12 protein-coding genes and 1 pseudogene are annotated in these 14,658 nt (G+C 65.6%); 4 read left to right on the top strand and 9 right to left on the bottom strand.

Annotation, left to right across the window (positions count from 1 at the left end):
• Positions 1-38: 38 nt before the first annotated feature.
• Positions 39-836: a class I SAM-dependent methyltransferase gene (locus tag MMSP_RS10120; RefSeq protein ID WP_020786521.1), complete on the bottom strand. Its 798-nt coding sequence runs from the start codon at positions 834-836 to the stop codon at positions 39-41.
• Positions 837-996: 160 nt separating this feature from the next.
• Positions 997-2,259 carry a glycosyltransferase gene (locus MMSP_RS10115; protein ID WP_020786520.1) on the bottom strand — a complete coding sequence of 421 codons (1,263 nt, stop codon included), beginning with the start codon at positions 2,257-2,259 and terminating at the stop codon, positions 997-999.
• Positions 2,260-2,811: 552 nt separating this feature from the next.
• Between MMSP_RS10115 and MMSP_RS10110 the strand changes: the two are divergent.
• From MMSP_RS10110 to MMSP_RS10100, 3 genes and pseudogenes are all read left to right on the top strand, one after another.
• Positions 2,812-3,939: pseudogene (locus tag MMSP_RS10110) on the top strand (permease).
• A 33-nt stretch (positions 3,940-3,972) separates the two neighbouring features.
• Positions 3,973-4,869: a formyltetrahydrofolate deformylase gene (gene purU, locus MMSP_RS10105; protein ID WP_015355151.1), complete on the top strand. Its 897-nt coding sequence runs from the start codon at positions 3,973-3,975 to the stop codon at positions 4,867-4,869.
• Positions 4,870-5,025: 156 nt separating this feature from the next.
• The gene (locus MMSP_RS10100) at positions 5,026-5,208 is read left to right on the top strand and encodes a hypothetical protein (RefSeq protein ID WP_011740056.1); all 183 of its coding nucleotides are present in this window, start codon (positions 5,026-5,028) and stop codon (positions 5,206-5,208) included.
• Positions 5,209-5,281: 73 nt separating this feature from the next.
• Here the strand turns inward: MMSP_RS10100 and coaD are convergent, their stop codons facing one another.
• The 6 genes from coaD to MMSP_RS10070 form a co-directional block, all read right to left on the bottom strand.
• Positions 5,282-5,755: a pantetheine-phosphate adenylyltransferase gene (gene coaD, locus MMSP_RS10095; protein WP_011740055.1), complete on the bottom strand. Its 474-nt coding sequence runs from the start codon at positions 5,753-5,755 to the stop codon at positions 5,282-5,284.
• Positions 5,756-5,828: 73 nt separating this feature from the next.
• Positions 5,829-6,383: a 16S rRNA (guanine(966)-N(2))-methyltransferase RsmD gene (rsmD, locus tag MMSP_RS10090; protein ID WP_081435690.1), complete on the bottom strand. Its 555-nt coding sequence runs from the start codon at positions 6,381-6,383 to the stop codon at positions 5,829-5,831.
• Positions 6,380-9,775 carry a pyruvate carboxylase gene (locus tag MMSP_RS10085; protein WP_020786516.1) on the bottom strand — a complete coding sequence of 1,132 codons (3,396 nt, stop codon included), beginning with the start codon at positions 9,773-9,775 and terminating at the stop codon, positions 6,380-6,382. Before MMSP_RS10085 ends, rsmD begins: the two co-directional genes overlap by 4 nt.
• A gap of 42 nt (positions 9,776-9,817) precedes the next feature.
• Entirely contained in the window at positions 9,818-10,456 is a 639-nt protein-coding gene (locus MMSP_RS10080; RefSeq protein WP_020786515.1) for a vitamin K epoxide reductase family protein, read from the bottom strand.
• Positions 10,457-10,461: 5 nt separating this feature from the next.
• Positions 10,462-11,229, bottom strand: a complete 768-nt coding sequence (locus MMSP_RS10075) for a DsbA family protein (protein WP_020786514.1) — start codon at positions 11,227-11,229, stop codon at positions 10,462-10,464.
• 186 nt (positions 11,230-11,415) lie between these two features.
• Positions 11,416-12,477: an alpha/beta hydrolase gene (locus MMSP_RS10070; RefSeq protein ID WP_272890004.1), complete on the bottom strand. Its 1,062-nt coding sequence runs from the start codon at positions 12,475-12,477 to the stop codon at positions 11,416-11,418.
• A 614-nt stretch (positions 12,478-13,091) separates the two neighbouring features.
• Here MMSP_RS10070 and MMSP_RS10060 point away from each other — a divergent pair.
• The gene (locus MMSP_RS10060; protein WP_036426399.1) at positions 13,092-13,940 is read left to right on the top strand and encodes an aldo/keto reductase; all 849 of its coding nucleotides are present in this window, start codon (positions 13,092-13,094) and stop codon (positions 13,938-13,940) included.
• 4 nt (positions 13,941-13,944) lie between these two features.
• On the opposite strand, the gene MMSP_RS10055 is transcribed toward MMSP_RS10060, so the two are convergent.
• A complete protein-coding gene (locus MMSP_RS10055) occupies positions 13,945-14,658 on the bottom strand; it encodes an HNH endonuclease family protein (protein WP_020724652.1) in 714 nt (237 codons plus the stop codon).

Raw genomic sequence — 14,658 nt, 5'->3', positions numbered from 1 at the left:
CCGCTCAGGTCAGCGCCCGAGCGGCGGTCGCCGGCCGATCAGATCTTCGGGCTGATTCCGTCGGATGCGAGAAAGTCGTCGAAATACGTGGGCGGCTTCAGGTTGAGTAGGCGCTCGCGGTCGGCGACCAGATCCACGTAGTCGAGGGCCTCGATCTGGTCCGCCGTGTAGGACAACTGCGATTCCGCCGAGCCCTTACGCACGATCCCGACGCCGAAATCGCAATTGAGCACCGCGACCTGCAGATCCGCCCGAGTGCTGCGCAGATGAACGATCGCCTTCCAGACGTCGCCGCTCCACAACATCTGCCACCAGCGGTTCTCGGCACGAAAGTCTTCATAGGACGCCGCCGGATAGGCGATCGAAGGATGCGTGGGGTTGCAGTCGTGCAGGACGATGACCCCGTCGTCCTTGAGGTAGCGCAGGATGTTCTCGACATCACGCACTACCTGCTTGTAGGTGTGCAGCCCGTCGACCAAGGCCACATCGACACCGTTGTGCTCGAGATAGCCGGCATCATTGGCGAAAAAGGCGTCACTGGTCGTCTCGAAGTAATGGGTGACACGCGCCTTGGCCGAGGCCAGCTTGCGGGTCCGCGCCGACAGCTTGAACTCGGGGTCGATTGCCGTCTTCTCGTCGGCAGCTATTCGCCGGAACGCAAACCCATGGGAGACACCGATCTCGAGGTAAACAGGCGCCGCCCTACCGGCGAGCGCCCGTTGCACGGCCCTGACCCGGTTCATCCGACGATCCTTCCCGAAGTGGAACTGACCGTAGTTCCATGACTCTTCGGTGAGGCGCCACACCAGCGCCTTTGAAGTTTCGGTTGCTCCCATGAAGGGTTCCTTTCGCCGAGAGGAGAAACGTTAGCCGCAGTGCGGCATCGAACTAACGTTTGAATCGAGGATCTGTGGGGACCGAATCGTCCGATGCCGCCGATGAGCCGACCGCTGGTCCAAACCTACTAATTGACCTGATTGACAGGCGCTACCCCTGCTAGCCGGCCGCCGATTTCGCGACCGCACCCTCGGATACGCGCCGCAAAGCGCTCTCCACATGCTGAGGAAAGCGAGCCAATTCGCGTCCGAACACCTCGGCGAGCTCCTGAGCGGATTGCCGGTATCCAGGTCGGTCGAGCAGCTGGCGCACGGCCGCCGACACCGAGCGAGCCTTGAGCCGCTCGGTGCGCAGCAGCAAGCCCGCTCCGGCTGCCTCGATGGCCTGCATGTTGAGGTGCTGGTCCAGGTTGCTAGCGATCCCCAGCACCGGCACCCCAACCACCAGGGCCTGCTGCGTCGTGAGGCTGCCCCCGTTGCAAATCACCACGTCGGAGCGAGCCGCGGCCGCCTCGCCCGGCAGATAGTCCGCCACATAGGCATTGGCCGGGATATTGTCCAGGTCGCTACGGTCGGCGGTGGCAGCGATGACCGTCACCGGCAGATCGGCCAGGCCGTTCAACACCACCTGCAACAGATTCCGCCCCCCGGAGGTACCCAGGGTCGCGTAGACGATCGGCCGGTCCGCCGGCAGCGAATCCCACCAGTCCGGCGTCTCCCCCGACGGCGACCAGAGAACCGGGCCGAGATACTGGTGGTTGTCCGGCCGGTTGTAGGTCGGCTGCAGCTCGGGGATATCCGCGTACAGGGTTTGGTCGCCATCGGTGAAAATGCGGCACAGGTTCAAACCCAGGCTCGGCAATCCGTGCTTGCGCCGGACCCGATTCAGCGGCATGCACTGCAGAGCGAAGAACAACGGTCGCTCCAGCCGGTAGGCGCGCTTGACCAGCCGAACACCGAACAGGCGGCTCCAGAACACCTCGGGCAGCGGAAAACGACGGCGCGAGTAGGGACTCCAGTAGGCGTTGGCGATGGCGACGTAGGGAATGCCGGCCAGTCGGGCGCTGGCCGATAGCGAAATGCGAAGGTCACCGACGACCAGATCCGGCGCAACCTCGGCCAGCACCCTGCTGTCCTCCTCGACGTACTGGCGCAATGTCCGGGTCGTATAGAAACGGCCCTGCACCAGGTTGCCGAGAAATCGCTCGCTGGGGATGGTGTAGATCGGGTGATGGGGAAACGGGATCGGCCCCAGCAGCTTGTTGAACCGCGGGTCACACGCGAAATGCACCTCATAGCGGCTCGGGTCCAGCGACAGCGCGACGACGAACGGTCGCACGACGTGGGCCAGCGTCGTTGCCTCGGCGACAAACAGGACCCGCTGCCTCCTGACGGGCTGCGGTGCGTTTGTTGCGATGCTCATGACCGCGTCCCTTCACGACGTTTGTCGGCAAGTTGTCGGTAACCGTTGTTCGTTACGCCCCACCCAAACGCCGTAGCGTACCCCCTGGACGCCCGCGGTCTGGAAGATCGGGCCAAAATGGCGTGGGCGATGCCGATCCGGTCGACTCGTTCACCGCAGCGCCCGGTCGCGATCACATCCACCCGGGCGCCCGCGCTTCATTGCCCATCTCGAACATCGTGTTTCATTGTGTGCCAACGCTTTTGCGCAGCCGCCCGGAACTCTATCGCCAGCCAATGCGACGCTGCCGCCAACCGGTTCACCGACGGCCGGGACGCCCGGTCGCCAGCAAGCGGGAGGCGAACCCGCATGCGCCCCCCAAAACAGCCGCATATCCTGCGGATTCCGGACACGGCACCCCCTTGTGCCGATACCCCCATAGGGTATATGTTGCCGCAAGGGAGCGGGTCGGCCCAGAATGAAGACTTGCCGGATGGATGATGCGAAACGGAGGACCGGGTGGCGGGCACAGTATTGGGAGCGGTCGGCCATGCACTGGCCCTGACCGGATCGATGACCTGGGAAATCTTGTGGGCGCTGATCTTGGGCTTCACGTTGTCGGCGATGGTGCAGGCCGTGGTGCGCCGCTCGACGATCGTTGCTTTGATGGGCAACGACAAACCGCGCACGCTTGCGGTTGCCGCCGGACTGGGCGCCGCTTCGTCGTCCTGCTCCTACGCCGCGGTGGCGCTGGCACGATCGCTGTTTCGCAAGGGCGCGAACTTCACCGCAGCCATGGCGTTTGAGATAGGTTCCACCAACCTGGTCGTCGAGCTGGGCATCATCCTGACGTTGTTGATGGGCTGGCAGTTCACCGCCGCGGAGTTCGTCGGTGGCCCGCTGATGATCATCGTGTTGGCCGTGTTGTTCCGGCTGTTCGTACGCACCCGGCTCATCGACGCGGCCCGCGAGCAGGCCGAACGCGGGATCGCCGGCTCCATGGAAGGTCACGCCGCCATGGACATGTCGGTGGGCGGCGAGGACTCGTTTCTGCGCCGGCTGTTCTCCCGCCGCGCCTTCACCTCGGTGTCGCACGTGTTCGTGATGGAGTGGGCGGCAATTCTGCGCGACCTCGTTCTCGGTCTGGTGATCGCCGGCGCAATCGCGGCTTGGGTTCCCGAAACTTTCTGGCAGAACTTCTTTTTGGCGAATCATCCGAACTTGTCGGTGGTGTAGGGACCGCTCGTTGGCCCCGTCGTCGCGATCGTCTCTTTCGTCTGCTCGATCGGCAATGTGCCACTTGCCGCGGTGCTGTGGAACGGTGGCATCAGCTTCGGCGGTGTCATCGCCTTCATCTTCGCCGACCTGCTGATCCTGCCGATCTTGAACATCTACCGGAAGTACTACGGAACGAAGATGATGTTGACCCTGCTGGGCACCTTCTATGTCTCGATGGTCGTCGCTGGATACCTGATCGAACTCATCTTTGGCGCGGCGAACTTGATTCCTCGACAGCGCAGCGCCACGGTCCTGCACGCGGGCATTTCGTGGAACTACACCACCTGGCTCAACATCATCTTTCTCGGAATCGCGGCAGTGCTGGTGACTCGCTTCATCACCAGTGGCGGCATGCCGATGCTGCGTATGATGGGCGGCTCTCCCGAAGCCGAAGGCCACCAACACGGCCATCAGTGTCACTAGCCGAGGGCGCCGGCGGTATCCTTTCCGGCGGCAATGTCTCAGAATTTTCCACCGCCGCCTGGCGGTCCACCGCCGCCGGCCGATATCGGTCGGCTACTACTGCGTTGCCACGACCACCCTGGGATCATCGCCGCCGTCAGCACGTTCCTGACCCAGGCCGGCGCCAACATCATTTCCCTGGACCAGCACTCCACCGCCCCCGAGGGCGGAACATTCCTGCAGCGGGCGATCTTTCACCTACCCGGGCTCACCGCTGCCATCGACGAACTGCAGCGCGAGTTCGGCAGTGCCGTCGCCGACAAGTTCGACATCGACTACCGGTTCACTGAAGCGGCCAAACCCAAACGAGTCGCGATCATGGCTTCCAAGGAAGACCACTGCTTGTTAGATCTGCTGTGGCGCAACCGACGTGGCGAACTCGAGATGTCGGTTGCCATGGTGATCGCCAACCACCCTGATCTGGCCGACCATGTGCGCCCGTTCGGTGTGCCGTTCATCCACATCCCCGTGACTCGGGACACTCGCGCCGACGCCGAACAGCGTCAACTTCAGTTGTTAAGCGGCAACGTGGATCTGGTGATCCTGGCTCGCTACATGCAGATCCTCAGCCCCACGTTTCTCGACGCCATCGGTTGCCCGTTGATCAACATTCATCACTCGTTTCTTCCCGCCTTCACCGGCGCGTCTCCTTACAAACGCGCCCGGGAACGTGGCGTCAAGCTGATCGGCGCCACCGCACACTACGTGACCGAAGCTCTCGACGAGGGGCCGATCATCGAACAAGACGTCGTTCGGGTCGACCACAATGACACCGTGCACGACCTGGTGCGAGTCGGCGCCGACGTGGAGCGCGCCGTGCTGTCGCGTGCGGTGCTGTGGCACTGCCAGGACCGCGTCATCGTGCACCACAACCAGACCATCATCTTCTGACGCCGCGGCCGGCCGTCAACGCCGGCATACCCGCGACACCGATGCACCCCGGGGCACCAAGAATGTGCCAAGGTTTCGCCAAGCGCGCGCCATCAACCTTGCTTGGACGGCGACATTCGCCTCACCCGCACCCGATGACCGAACAGAAAGGCATCTATGATCGCTGCCCGAATCCGTGCCCTCGCCGGGATGTCGCTGTTGGCCTCGGCCATCGGCCTGGCCGCCTTCGCAGCGGCCGGAGCCGCCAGCGCGGCCCCCAGCCACCAGCCCGACTACGGCACCTACACCTGCTACGACACGGCGACGCAAACCTTCTACGGCTGCTTCGACCCACGCTAGTCGGGGCCGCATCGTCACTCGACACTGTGGACAGGTGAGCGGACCTAGTCGCCAACCGCGGCTAGGTCCGCTGCTATTTTGTCCGCTCCCGCAGGCGGCGGTTCACCGGTTCCGGCAGTAGTTCGGAGACGTCGCCGCCGAGCATCGCCACCTCTTTGGCCAGCGACGACGACACAAACGAATACCGCGGCGCCGTCGCGACGAAGAATGTGTCGACGCCAGCGATGTGTTTGTTCATCTGCGCCATCTGCAGCTCGTACTCGAAGTCGGTGCCGGTGCGCAACCCCTTGACGATGGCGTTCATCCCCTGGGCCTTGACGAAGTCGACCACCAAGCCTTGCCCGGCCTCGACCCGCAGGTTGGGCAGGTGAGCCGTCGACTCCTCGATCATCGCGATCCGCTCATCGAGGTCGAACATGCCCTTCTTGGCGGGATTGACCAGAATCGCCACCACCACCTCGTCGAACTGGGCGGCGGCGCGTTCGAAGACGTCGACGTGCCCCAACGTCACCGGGTCGAACGAACCCGGACATACCGCGCCCGTCATATGCGCCGCTTCTCCTCGTCGCTTCGGCCTGCCTGGTCGCCGGCGGTCATGACCGATGACGGTACACGCTGGCCTACGACCGGTCGGCCAGCTCCAAACGGGTGTCGCCGTAAACCCGCTCGGGCCACACCGACCAGCCGGCCGGCCAGGTCAACGCCGCACCGGTGGCCGGCCGCTCCACGACGGCCACCGTTGCCTGGTGCACCCACCCGTGGGAGTCCAAAGCCGCCAAGACGGCTTCGATCTCGGCGCAGGAGACATCGTAGGGCGGGTCGGCCAGGATCAGGTCGAACGGCGACGCGGTGCCACCCGCCAGGACCGCAGCGACCGCACCCCGGCGCAGTGTCGCGCCGGCGAGCCCCAGAGCCTCGATGTTGCGGGCCAGAACGGCCGCGGTGCGCTGATCGGACTCCACGAACAGCGCGGCGGCCGCGCCGCGCGAGAGTGCCTCCAGTCCGAGCGCTCCCGAACCGGCATACAGGTCCAGCACGGCCAGGCCGGTCATCGCGCGTCGCGCCGCAAGAATGTTGAACAGCGACTCGCGCACCCGATCGGTGGTGGGTCTGGTACCACGCTGCGGGACAACGAGGCGACGGCCGCCGGCGACGCCACCGATGATCCGGGTCAGCTCACCACCACCAGCAGGTCGCCGCCCTCCACCTGGGCGGTCGACGACACGGCAACCCGTTCGACGGTGCCATCGTTGGGCGCGGTGATCGGGGCCTCCATTTTCATCGCCTCGATGGTGGCGATGGTTTGCCCGGCGCTCACCCGATCCCCGACCGCGACGCCCACGCTGACCACGCCGGCGAACGGCGCGGCGATGTGTCCAGGATTGCCGCGGTCGGCCTTCTCGGCGGTCGGGACCGCACTGGCAATGCTGCGGTCACGCACCAGTACCGGCCGCAGCTGACCGTTCATGATGCACATGACGGTTCGCATTCCACGCTCGTCGGGTTCGGAGATGGCCTCCAGGCCGATCAACAGTTCCACCCCGCGCTCCAGCTTGACCCGGTGCTCCTCGCCCTGTCGCAGGCCGTAGAAGAACTGGTTGGCCGACATTTGGGACGTGTCGCCGTAGGCTTCGCGGTGCTCCTCGAACTCCTTTGTCGGCGCCGGGAACAGCAACCGGTTCAAGGTCGCCTGGCGTTTGGGTCCCGGCGCGGCCAGCGCGCTGTGGTCCTCGCCGGTGAGCTGACCAACGGGCTTCGCCGGTGCGCGCCCGGCCAGGGCCGCACTCCGCAATGGTTCCGGCCACCCCCCGACCGGGTCGCCCAGATCGCCACGCAAGAAGCCCAAGACCGAGTCCGGAATGTCGAATCGTGCGGGCTCGGCAGCGAATTCGTCCGCACTCACCCCGGCACCAACCAGCGCCAGGGCCAGATCGCCGACCACCTTCGAGGATGGGGTGACCTTGATCAAGCGGCCCAGCACCCGGTCGGCTCCGGCGTAGGCATCTTCGACCTCTTCGAACCGGTCCCCCAGCCCCAGCGCAATCGCCTGCTGGCGCAGGTTCGACAGCTGGCCGCCCGGAATCTCGTGGTGGTAGACCCGACCCGTCGGACCCGGCAACCCGGACTCGAAGGGCGCGTAGACCTTTCGCACCGCCTCCCAGTAAGGCTCGAGCGCGCAAACCGCCGCCAGTGACAGACCGGTGTCGTATTCGGTGTGCGCGGCGGCGCCAACGATCGAACTCAGCGCGGGCTGGCTGGTGGTACCGGCGAGCGGGGCGGCGGCGCCGTCGACGGCGTCGGCCCCCGCATGCCAGGCGGCGACATAGCTGGCGAGCTGGCCGCCCGGGGTGTCGTGGGTGTGCACATGCACCGGCAAATCGAAGCGACTGCGCAGTGCGGTGACCAGCTGGTGAGCCGCCGGGGCCCGCAACAGTCCGGCCATGTCCTTGATGGCCAGCACATGCGCGCCCGCCTCCACGATCTGCTCGGCCAGCCGCAGGTAGTAGTCCAGCGTGTAGAGCTGCTCGGCCGGGTCGCTCAGATCGCCAGTGTAGCACATCGCGACTTCGGCTATCGCAGAACCGGTTTCGCGCACCGCGTCGATCGCGGGCCGCATGGACTCCAGGTTGTTGAGCGCATCGAAGATCCGGAAGATGTCGATGCCGGTCGCGGTCGCTTCCTCGATGAAGGACGAGGTAACCACCTCGGGGTAGGGCGTGTACCCCACCGTGTTGCGGCCACGCAGCAGCATCTGCAGGCAGATGTTGGGCATCGCCGCGCGCAGCGTGGCCAGCCGCTCCCACGGGTCCTCTTTGAGGAAGCGCAGCGCCACGTCGTAGGTCGCACCACCCCAACACTCCACCGAGAGCAGCTGCGGCATGGTCCGCGCCAGATAGGGCGCCACCCGGCTCAATCCGCTGGTGCGCAGCCGAGTGGCCAGCAACGACTGGTGGGCGTCTCGGAAGGTCGTGTCGGTGACCCCCACCGCCGGCGATTCCCGGAGCCAGCGCGCGAAACCCTCCGGCCCCAATTCGACCAGGCGCTGCTTGGAGCCGGCCGGCGGCGGGGCATCCAGATCAACCTGGGGCAGCTTGTCGTTCGGGTAGACCTTGGACGGGCGGCTGCCGTGCGGCTTGTTGACCGTGACATCAGCCAGGTAGTTCAGAATCTTGGTGCCGCGGTCGGCCGAGGTGCGCGCGGTCAGCAGCTGGGGGCGTTCGTCGATGAACGCCGTCGTGATGCGCCCGGCTTGGAAGTCCGGGTCATCCAGAACCGCCTGCAAGAAGGGAATGTTGGTCGATACGCCGCGAATCCGGAACTCGGCGATCGCCCGGCGTGCCCGGTTCACCGCCGTCGAGAAATCCCGTCCCCGGCAGGTCAGCTTGACCAGCATGGAATCGAAGTGCGCGCTGATCTCCGCACCGAGGTTGGTGCTGCCGTCCAGGCGGATGCCCGCGCCGCCGGGGGCGCGCAGGGCGCTGATCCGCCCGGTGTCGGGCCGGAAACCGTTGGTCGGATCCTCGGTGGTGATCCGGCATTGCAGGGCGGCGCCGTGCGGCCGGACGGTTTCCTGTCGTAGACCCAGATCTTCGAGCGACTCCCCCGCGGCGATCCGCATCTGGCTGGAAACCAGGTCGACGTCGGTGATCTCCTCGGTTACGGTGTGCTCCACCTGAATCCGCGGATTCATCTCGATGAAGACGTATTCACCACTTTGGTCCAGCAGGAACTCGACGGTACCGGCGCAGGTGTAGCCAATGTGACGGGCGAAGGCGACCGCATCCGCGCAGATCTTGTCGCGCAGCTCACCGGGCAGGTTAGGCGCCGGCGCCAACTCGATGACCTTCTGGTGACGGCGCTGCACACTGCAGTCGCGCTCGTAGAGGTGAATCACGTTGCCTTGCGTGTCCGCCAGGATCTGCACCTCGATGTGACGGGGGTTCAACACCGCCTGTTCGAGATACACCGTCGGGTCACCGAATGCGGACTCGGCTTCGCGGCTGGCTGCCTCGATCGCTTCGGCCAGCGCGGAGATGTCGTTGACCCGGCGCATGCCACGGCCACCACCGCCGGCAACCGCCTTGACGAAGAGCGGAAAGCGCAGGCCGGTGGTCTCCGACTGCGCCGCAGCCACCAGCTCCTGCACCGAGGCCGACGGCGCCGACGACCTCAGCACGGGCAGCCCGGCCTCCCTGGCCGCGGTGACCGCGCGGGACTTGTTTCCGGTCAGCTGGAGCAGCTCGGCGCGGGGGCCGACGAAGGTGATGCCCGCCGCCGCACACGCCCCGGCCAGATCCGGGTTCTCCGACAGGAACCCATAGCCCGGGTAGATGGCATCCGCACCCGCACGGAGGGCGGTTTCGACGATCTCGTCCACCGACAGGTAGGCGCGCACCGGGTGCCCGACCTCGCCGATCTGGTAGGACTCGTCGGCCTTGGACCGGTGCAGTGAATTGCGGTCCTCGTACGCGTAGACGGCAACGGTGCCGACGCCCAATTCGTAGGCGGCGCGAAACGCGCGGATCGCGATCTCACCGCGGTTGGCCACCAGCACTTTTGAGATCATGATTGACCCCTTACTTCACCCGTCGCAACGCAAACTCGACACCTAGAGCAGTGTCGACCAATAGTTCCAGAAGCGAACCATGATCAGCAGAAACACTGCGGTGAGCCACAGCGTGGCAATCGACCACCGCCATTGGAAAAGCACCCGCACAGCAGCGCCGCTGGTGCTGTCCGGGTCCGGACGGAATGCTATCGAGCCAACCACGACTAACAAAGTCGCGGTGATGATCCAGACCACCATGCAGTACGGACACAGCGACCCGATGCGGTAGAGACTCTCGAAAATCAGCCAGTGCACGAACACCGTTCCGACCAGGACACCGATCGTCAGCCCCACCCAATACCAACGTGGCAGGGGTACTTTCGTCACCGCCAGCACGCCGGTGACCACCACCACGGTGAACGCCGCGATGCCGAACAGCTGGTTGGGAAAGCCCAGCAGCGAGGCCTGCGCGGTCGTCATCACCGAGCCGCACGACACGATGGGGTTGATGTTGCATGCGGGAACATAGCTGGGGTCGAGCAGGATCCTGACCTTCTCCACGGTCAGCGCTCCGGACGCAAGCAGGCCCGTCACACCGCAGATCAGCACCCACCATGCGCTGGCCATGGGCACGTGCACCTGGCGAACGGCGCCTGACGTCAGGTCGCTGGATCGCTCGGCGGAGTCAGCTGACACCACAATGGTCAGGATGTCGCGTTGGCTGCGACCGCGTCAATGCCCGAAATGGGGCCCACGATCTCTTTGATCTTGGCCACCAGCGCTTCCGGCGTCGACCATTCGTATTCCTCGCCATTGATCTTGACCGTCGGGGTGGCATGCACATTGGCTGCCACCGCCAACCCGTTGACCTTGTCGAGGTACTTGCCGCTGTTGATGCAGTCCGGCACCGTTCCCGCCGCACCCGCCTCACGCGCGATTTCGATCAACTTCGCGTTGTCGGGGAATGTCTTGCCGACCTCGGACGGCTGAATGTCCTTGCTGAACATCGCGGTGTGGAACCGCCGGAACGCATCGATGGACTCATCGGCGACGCAGTACGCCGTGGCGGCGGCTCGCGCCGAATAGTTCTGGTTGCGCGGGCTGGAGAGAATGTCGACCATCGTGTAATCGGCGGCGACCGCCCCGATGCCGACCAGCCTGGACACCGTCGGGCCGAACGCGCGCTCGAACATGCCGCACGCCGGACACAGGAAGTCCTCGTAGAAGGTCATCACGACCTTGGGGTCCTGGGTCCCCGGCTGGGTGACCAGCTTGCTCGACGTCACCCGGACCGAGTCGTCGGGACCGGCGGCACCGCCGCCCTTTTTCTGATGCGAGGTCACGATGTAGAAGACCAGGGCGACCGCGAAGAACACGACGAACGCGGTGCCACCGATCTGGATGAGCCGGCCGAACTTGCCGTCGGGCGAATTCAGGTCGATCCGCGGGGGACGCTTGTTTTTGTCGGCCACAGGTTTGCTGATCCTCACATGTATTGGTCGGCTGCGCTTCGCTTGCGGGCTCGTTCAGCCTCCGGTGGTCGGGCGCCTCTAGAGTACCGGCGGCCGGCCAGCCGCAGCTGAGACCCACGACGATATTGACCGATGGTGCCCGCAACGGTCCGCACCCACGGCGCGAAGCCACCCCACCGGCACCGCTCAAACCCGGGTCAGGTGTGCACGCAGCGCAGAAATCAGCTCGCTGGTTGCGGCGGCACAACCACCACCGAGCGGAAACAGATTGAGGAACCCGTGCGTCAGCGACCCCATGGCGCGCAGGTCAACCGGGGTGCCGGCGGCCCGCAGGGCGGTCGCGTAGTTCTCGCCTTCGTCACGCAACGGGTCGAAGCCTGCCACCGCGATCAGCGCCGGCGCCAGCCCGGCCAGTGATTCGGCTCGTAACGGCGATACCCGCGGGTCCGTGGGCTCAATGCCGGAGCCCTTCAGGTACTGGGAGTGAAACCAGTCGATGTCGCGTTTGGTCAGCAAGAACCCTCGGGCGAACAGGCTCGCGGAACGGGTCCGCCCGGCAAAGTCGGTTCGTGGGTAGATGAGCCACTGGAAAATCGGGGCCGGGCCTCCGCTGTCTCGGGCCAGCTGGCTCACCACGGCCGCCAGGTTGCCCCCCGCACTGTCGCCACCGACCGCAACCCGTCCCGGCAGAGCACCAAGCTCGGCGGCGTGCGCGTGCGCCCACTCAAAGGCCGCGAACGCATCGTCGATCGCGGCGGGGGCGCGATGCTCGGGCGACAGCCGGTAGTCGATCGCCAGGACATGGATGCCCGCATCGCGACAAGTCAGTCGGCAGACCGCGTCGTGGGTGTCGAGGTCGCCGAGTGCCCACCCGCCCCCGTGGTAGAAGACCAGCAACGGCGCGGCCGCATCGCCGGGCGGACGGTAATGCCTGGCGCTGATGTCGCCGGCAGGTCCGGGCAGGGTTAATTCCTCGACATCGACATGGATCTGCGGACCGGGAAATCCCAACATCGCCTCGCGCATGTGGGCGCGGGAAGCGGCCAGGTCGTCATCGATCACCAGCCCGTCCAGACCCACGACCCGCATGCCCGACAACATCAGCTGCAATGCGGGATCGAGGGTGTTTCCGTCGATGATGACCGAGCGACCCCGTGTGATCAGCCGTTTGGCGACATCGGGAACCCATGGGATGACCTTGGCGCCGACGACGGTGACGGTGTTCTGCACGCGACTCAGCCAGCTCATCGTCGCGTGCACCGTTTCGGGATGGAGGTCCGTCTCACCTGGCAGGCTATTTGTCATGGGCTACTCCCTAGAATCGCTAGACAAGCCTCGTCTTGCTGGACGACGATCATTCGGTAGCCGTCGTCGGGCTCGGCAACTGCTGGATCCCGACAACCCCCGAGGTAAACCGCAGTGAACGGGAAACCCGGCGCGCGGTCGGCGAGTCCGACGTGCCCTGCGACCAACTGTACGTGGTAGCCCTGTTGCCGAATCTGGACCACGGTTGCAGCCGCGGGCCGGATGCGCGGCAGCCATCCGACCATCTTCCACGCATCGGCGCTGGCCACCGCCGGACAAGTTCACCCGAAGCGCCCCCCGACACCGAGCGTCACAGGGCGCAACGCCGTCGCCGTCACCTGCGACGAAGCAGCGGCACGGGCGTTGATTAGGTGACATATACAACTCGGTAATATCGTGATCCCCTGAGTCGGTAAACCCCCAGACGGATTGCGAGCGACTTCCACCGTGTTCGACTTTGAACTGAGCGCCGATAAAATCACGGTGGCCTGGTCGCCAGAGGTTCGAACCCGACTTAGTCAAAATCCGCGAACGTTCAATTTTCACAGGTAGGCGAGATGATGCCGGGCGCCCCCAGCCCCTCTGCCCCATCGATAGCGCTCAATGACGAGAACACCATGCCGGTCCTCGGCATGGGCGTCGCTGGGTTGTCGGATGACGAGACCGAGCGCGCGGTGTCCGCGGCATTGGAAATCGGCTGCCGGCTCATCGACACCGCCGCCGCATACGGCAACGAGGCGGCAGTCGGGCGGGCCCTCGCCGCATCCGGCATTCCCCGGGCGGAGTTGTTCGTCACCACCAAAGTCGCCACCGCCGACCACGGCTTCACCGCGTCCCGCGAGGCCTGCAAGGCCAGCCTGGACCGGCTGGGCTTGGACTACGTCGACCTGTACCTGATTCACTGGCCGGCCCCGGCGGTGGGCAAGTACGTGGACGCGTTCGGCGGCCTCATCCAGGCCCGCGGTGAAGGCTTCACCCGCTCCATCGGGGTGTCCAACTTCACCGAGGAACACGTCTCCAACGTCATCGACCTGACCTTCGTCACCCCCGCGGTCAACCAAGTCGAGTTGCACCCGCTGCTCAACCAGGACGAGCTGCGCAAGGCAAATGCCCAGCACAACGTGGTGACGCAGTCCTACACCCCGCTGGCGCTCGGCCAGCTGGCCGACAACCCGACCGTGACCTCGATCGCGGGCGAGTACGGCAAGACGCCCACCCAGGTGCTGCTGCGCTGGAACCTGCAACTGGGCAATGCCGTCATCTTCGGTTCCTCCAATGCCGAGCACATCGCCACCAACCTGGACGTGTTCGAGTTCGAGCTGGCCTCCCAGCACATGGACGCCATCAACGGCCTCAACGACGGGACCCGCCTGCGTGAGGACCCGATGACCTTCGCCGGGGTGTAACCGGCTACCCGGTCGGGCAGGTCGCCGCGGCCTGGCGCAGGACGTCGCTCGACGCCCGATCGACCGGCAGCGCATATCCGCGCAGCACGGCGATGAATTGCATGGCGTATTGGCAGGCAAACGCGGCGTTGGGCGGCATCCACCCGGCCGGCGGGGAGTCCCCTTTGTCCTGATTGGCGTGCCCCTGCACGGCCAGCAAGTTGGCCGGATCGTTGGCGAACCGCAGCCGCCGCGCTGCCGGCCAGTCCGATGCGCCCATGTCCCACGCATACGACAGCGGGACGATGTGATCGATCTGCACCGATTGCCCCACTCTGGCGCCACGCTGGAAGACGACGATGGTGTTGGTATACGGGTCGTGCAGCGTGCCGGTGGCCACCGCATTCGGACACCGCTTGGTCACCACATAGGTCTTGTCGACGAGATCGCGGTCGAGGATGTCGTCACGAGTGTCACACCCGTTGTGGCCGCCGGGGGCGTCGTTGTTGTCGTCCCAGGCCGCGCCGAATGCGGCCCTGCGGTAGTCGTAGCGGTGCATTCGCCGCGGCAGCACGCCGATCCCGGCGAGCACGTCGGTCCCGGGTTGGACCGTCGGAACGCCGGCCCGCGCGGCGAACTCCTCTGCGTGCCTGGCCGTCGACGCCCGCACGCTCTGATAGGCGACCAGCACCGCAAGCAGCGCGGCCACCGACAGCCACAGCAGCATCTTTCGGTTCAC

The sequence above is a fragment of the Mycobacterium sp. 012931 genome (assembly GCF_000419295.1).
Classification (GTDB): domain Bacteria; phylum Actinomycetota; class Actinomycetes; order Mycobacteriales; family Mycobacteriaceae; genus Mycobacterium; species Mycobacterium marinum.
The sequence above is the reverse complement of the archived record's forward strand: the minus strand, read 5'-3'. Positions and strand labels throughout refer to the sequence as shown.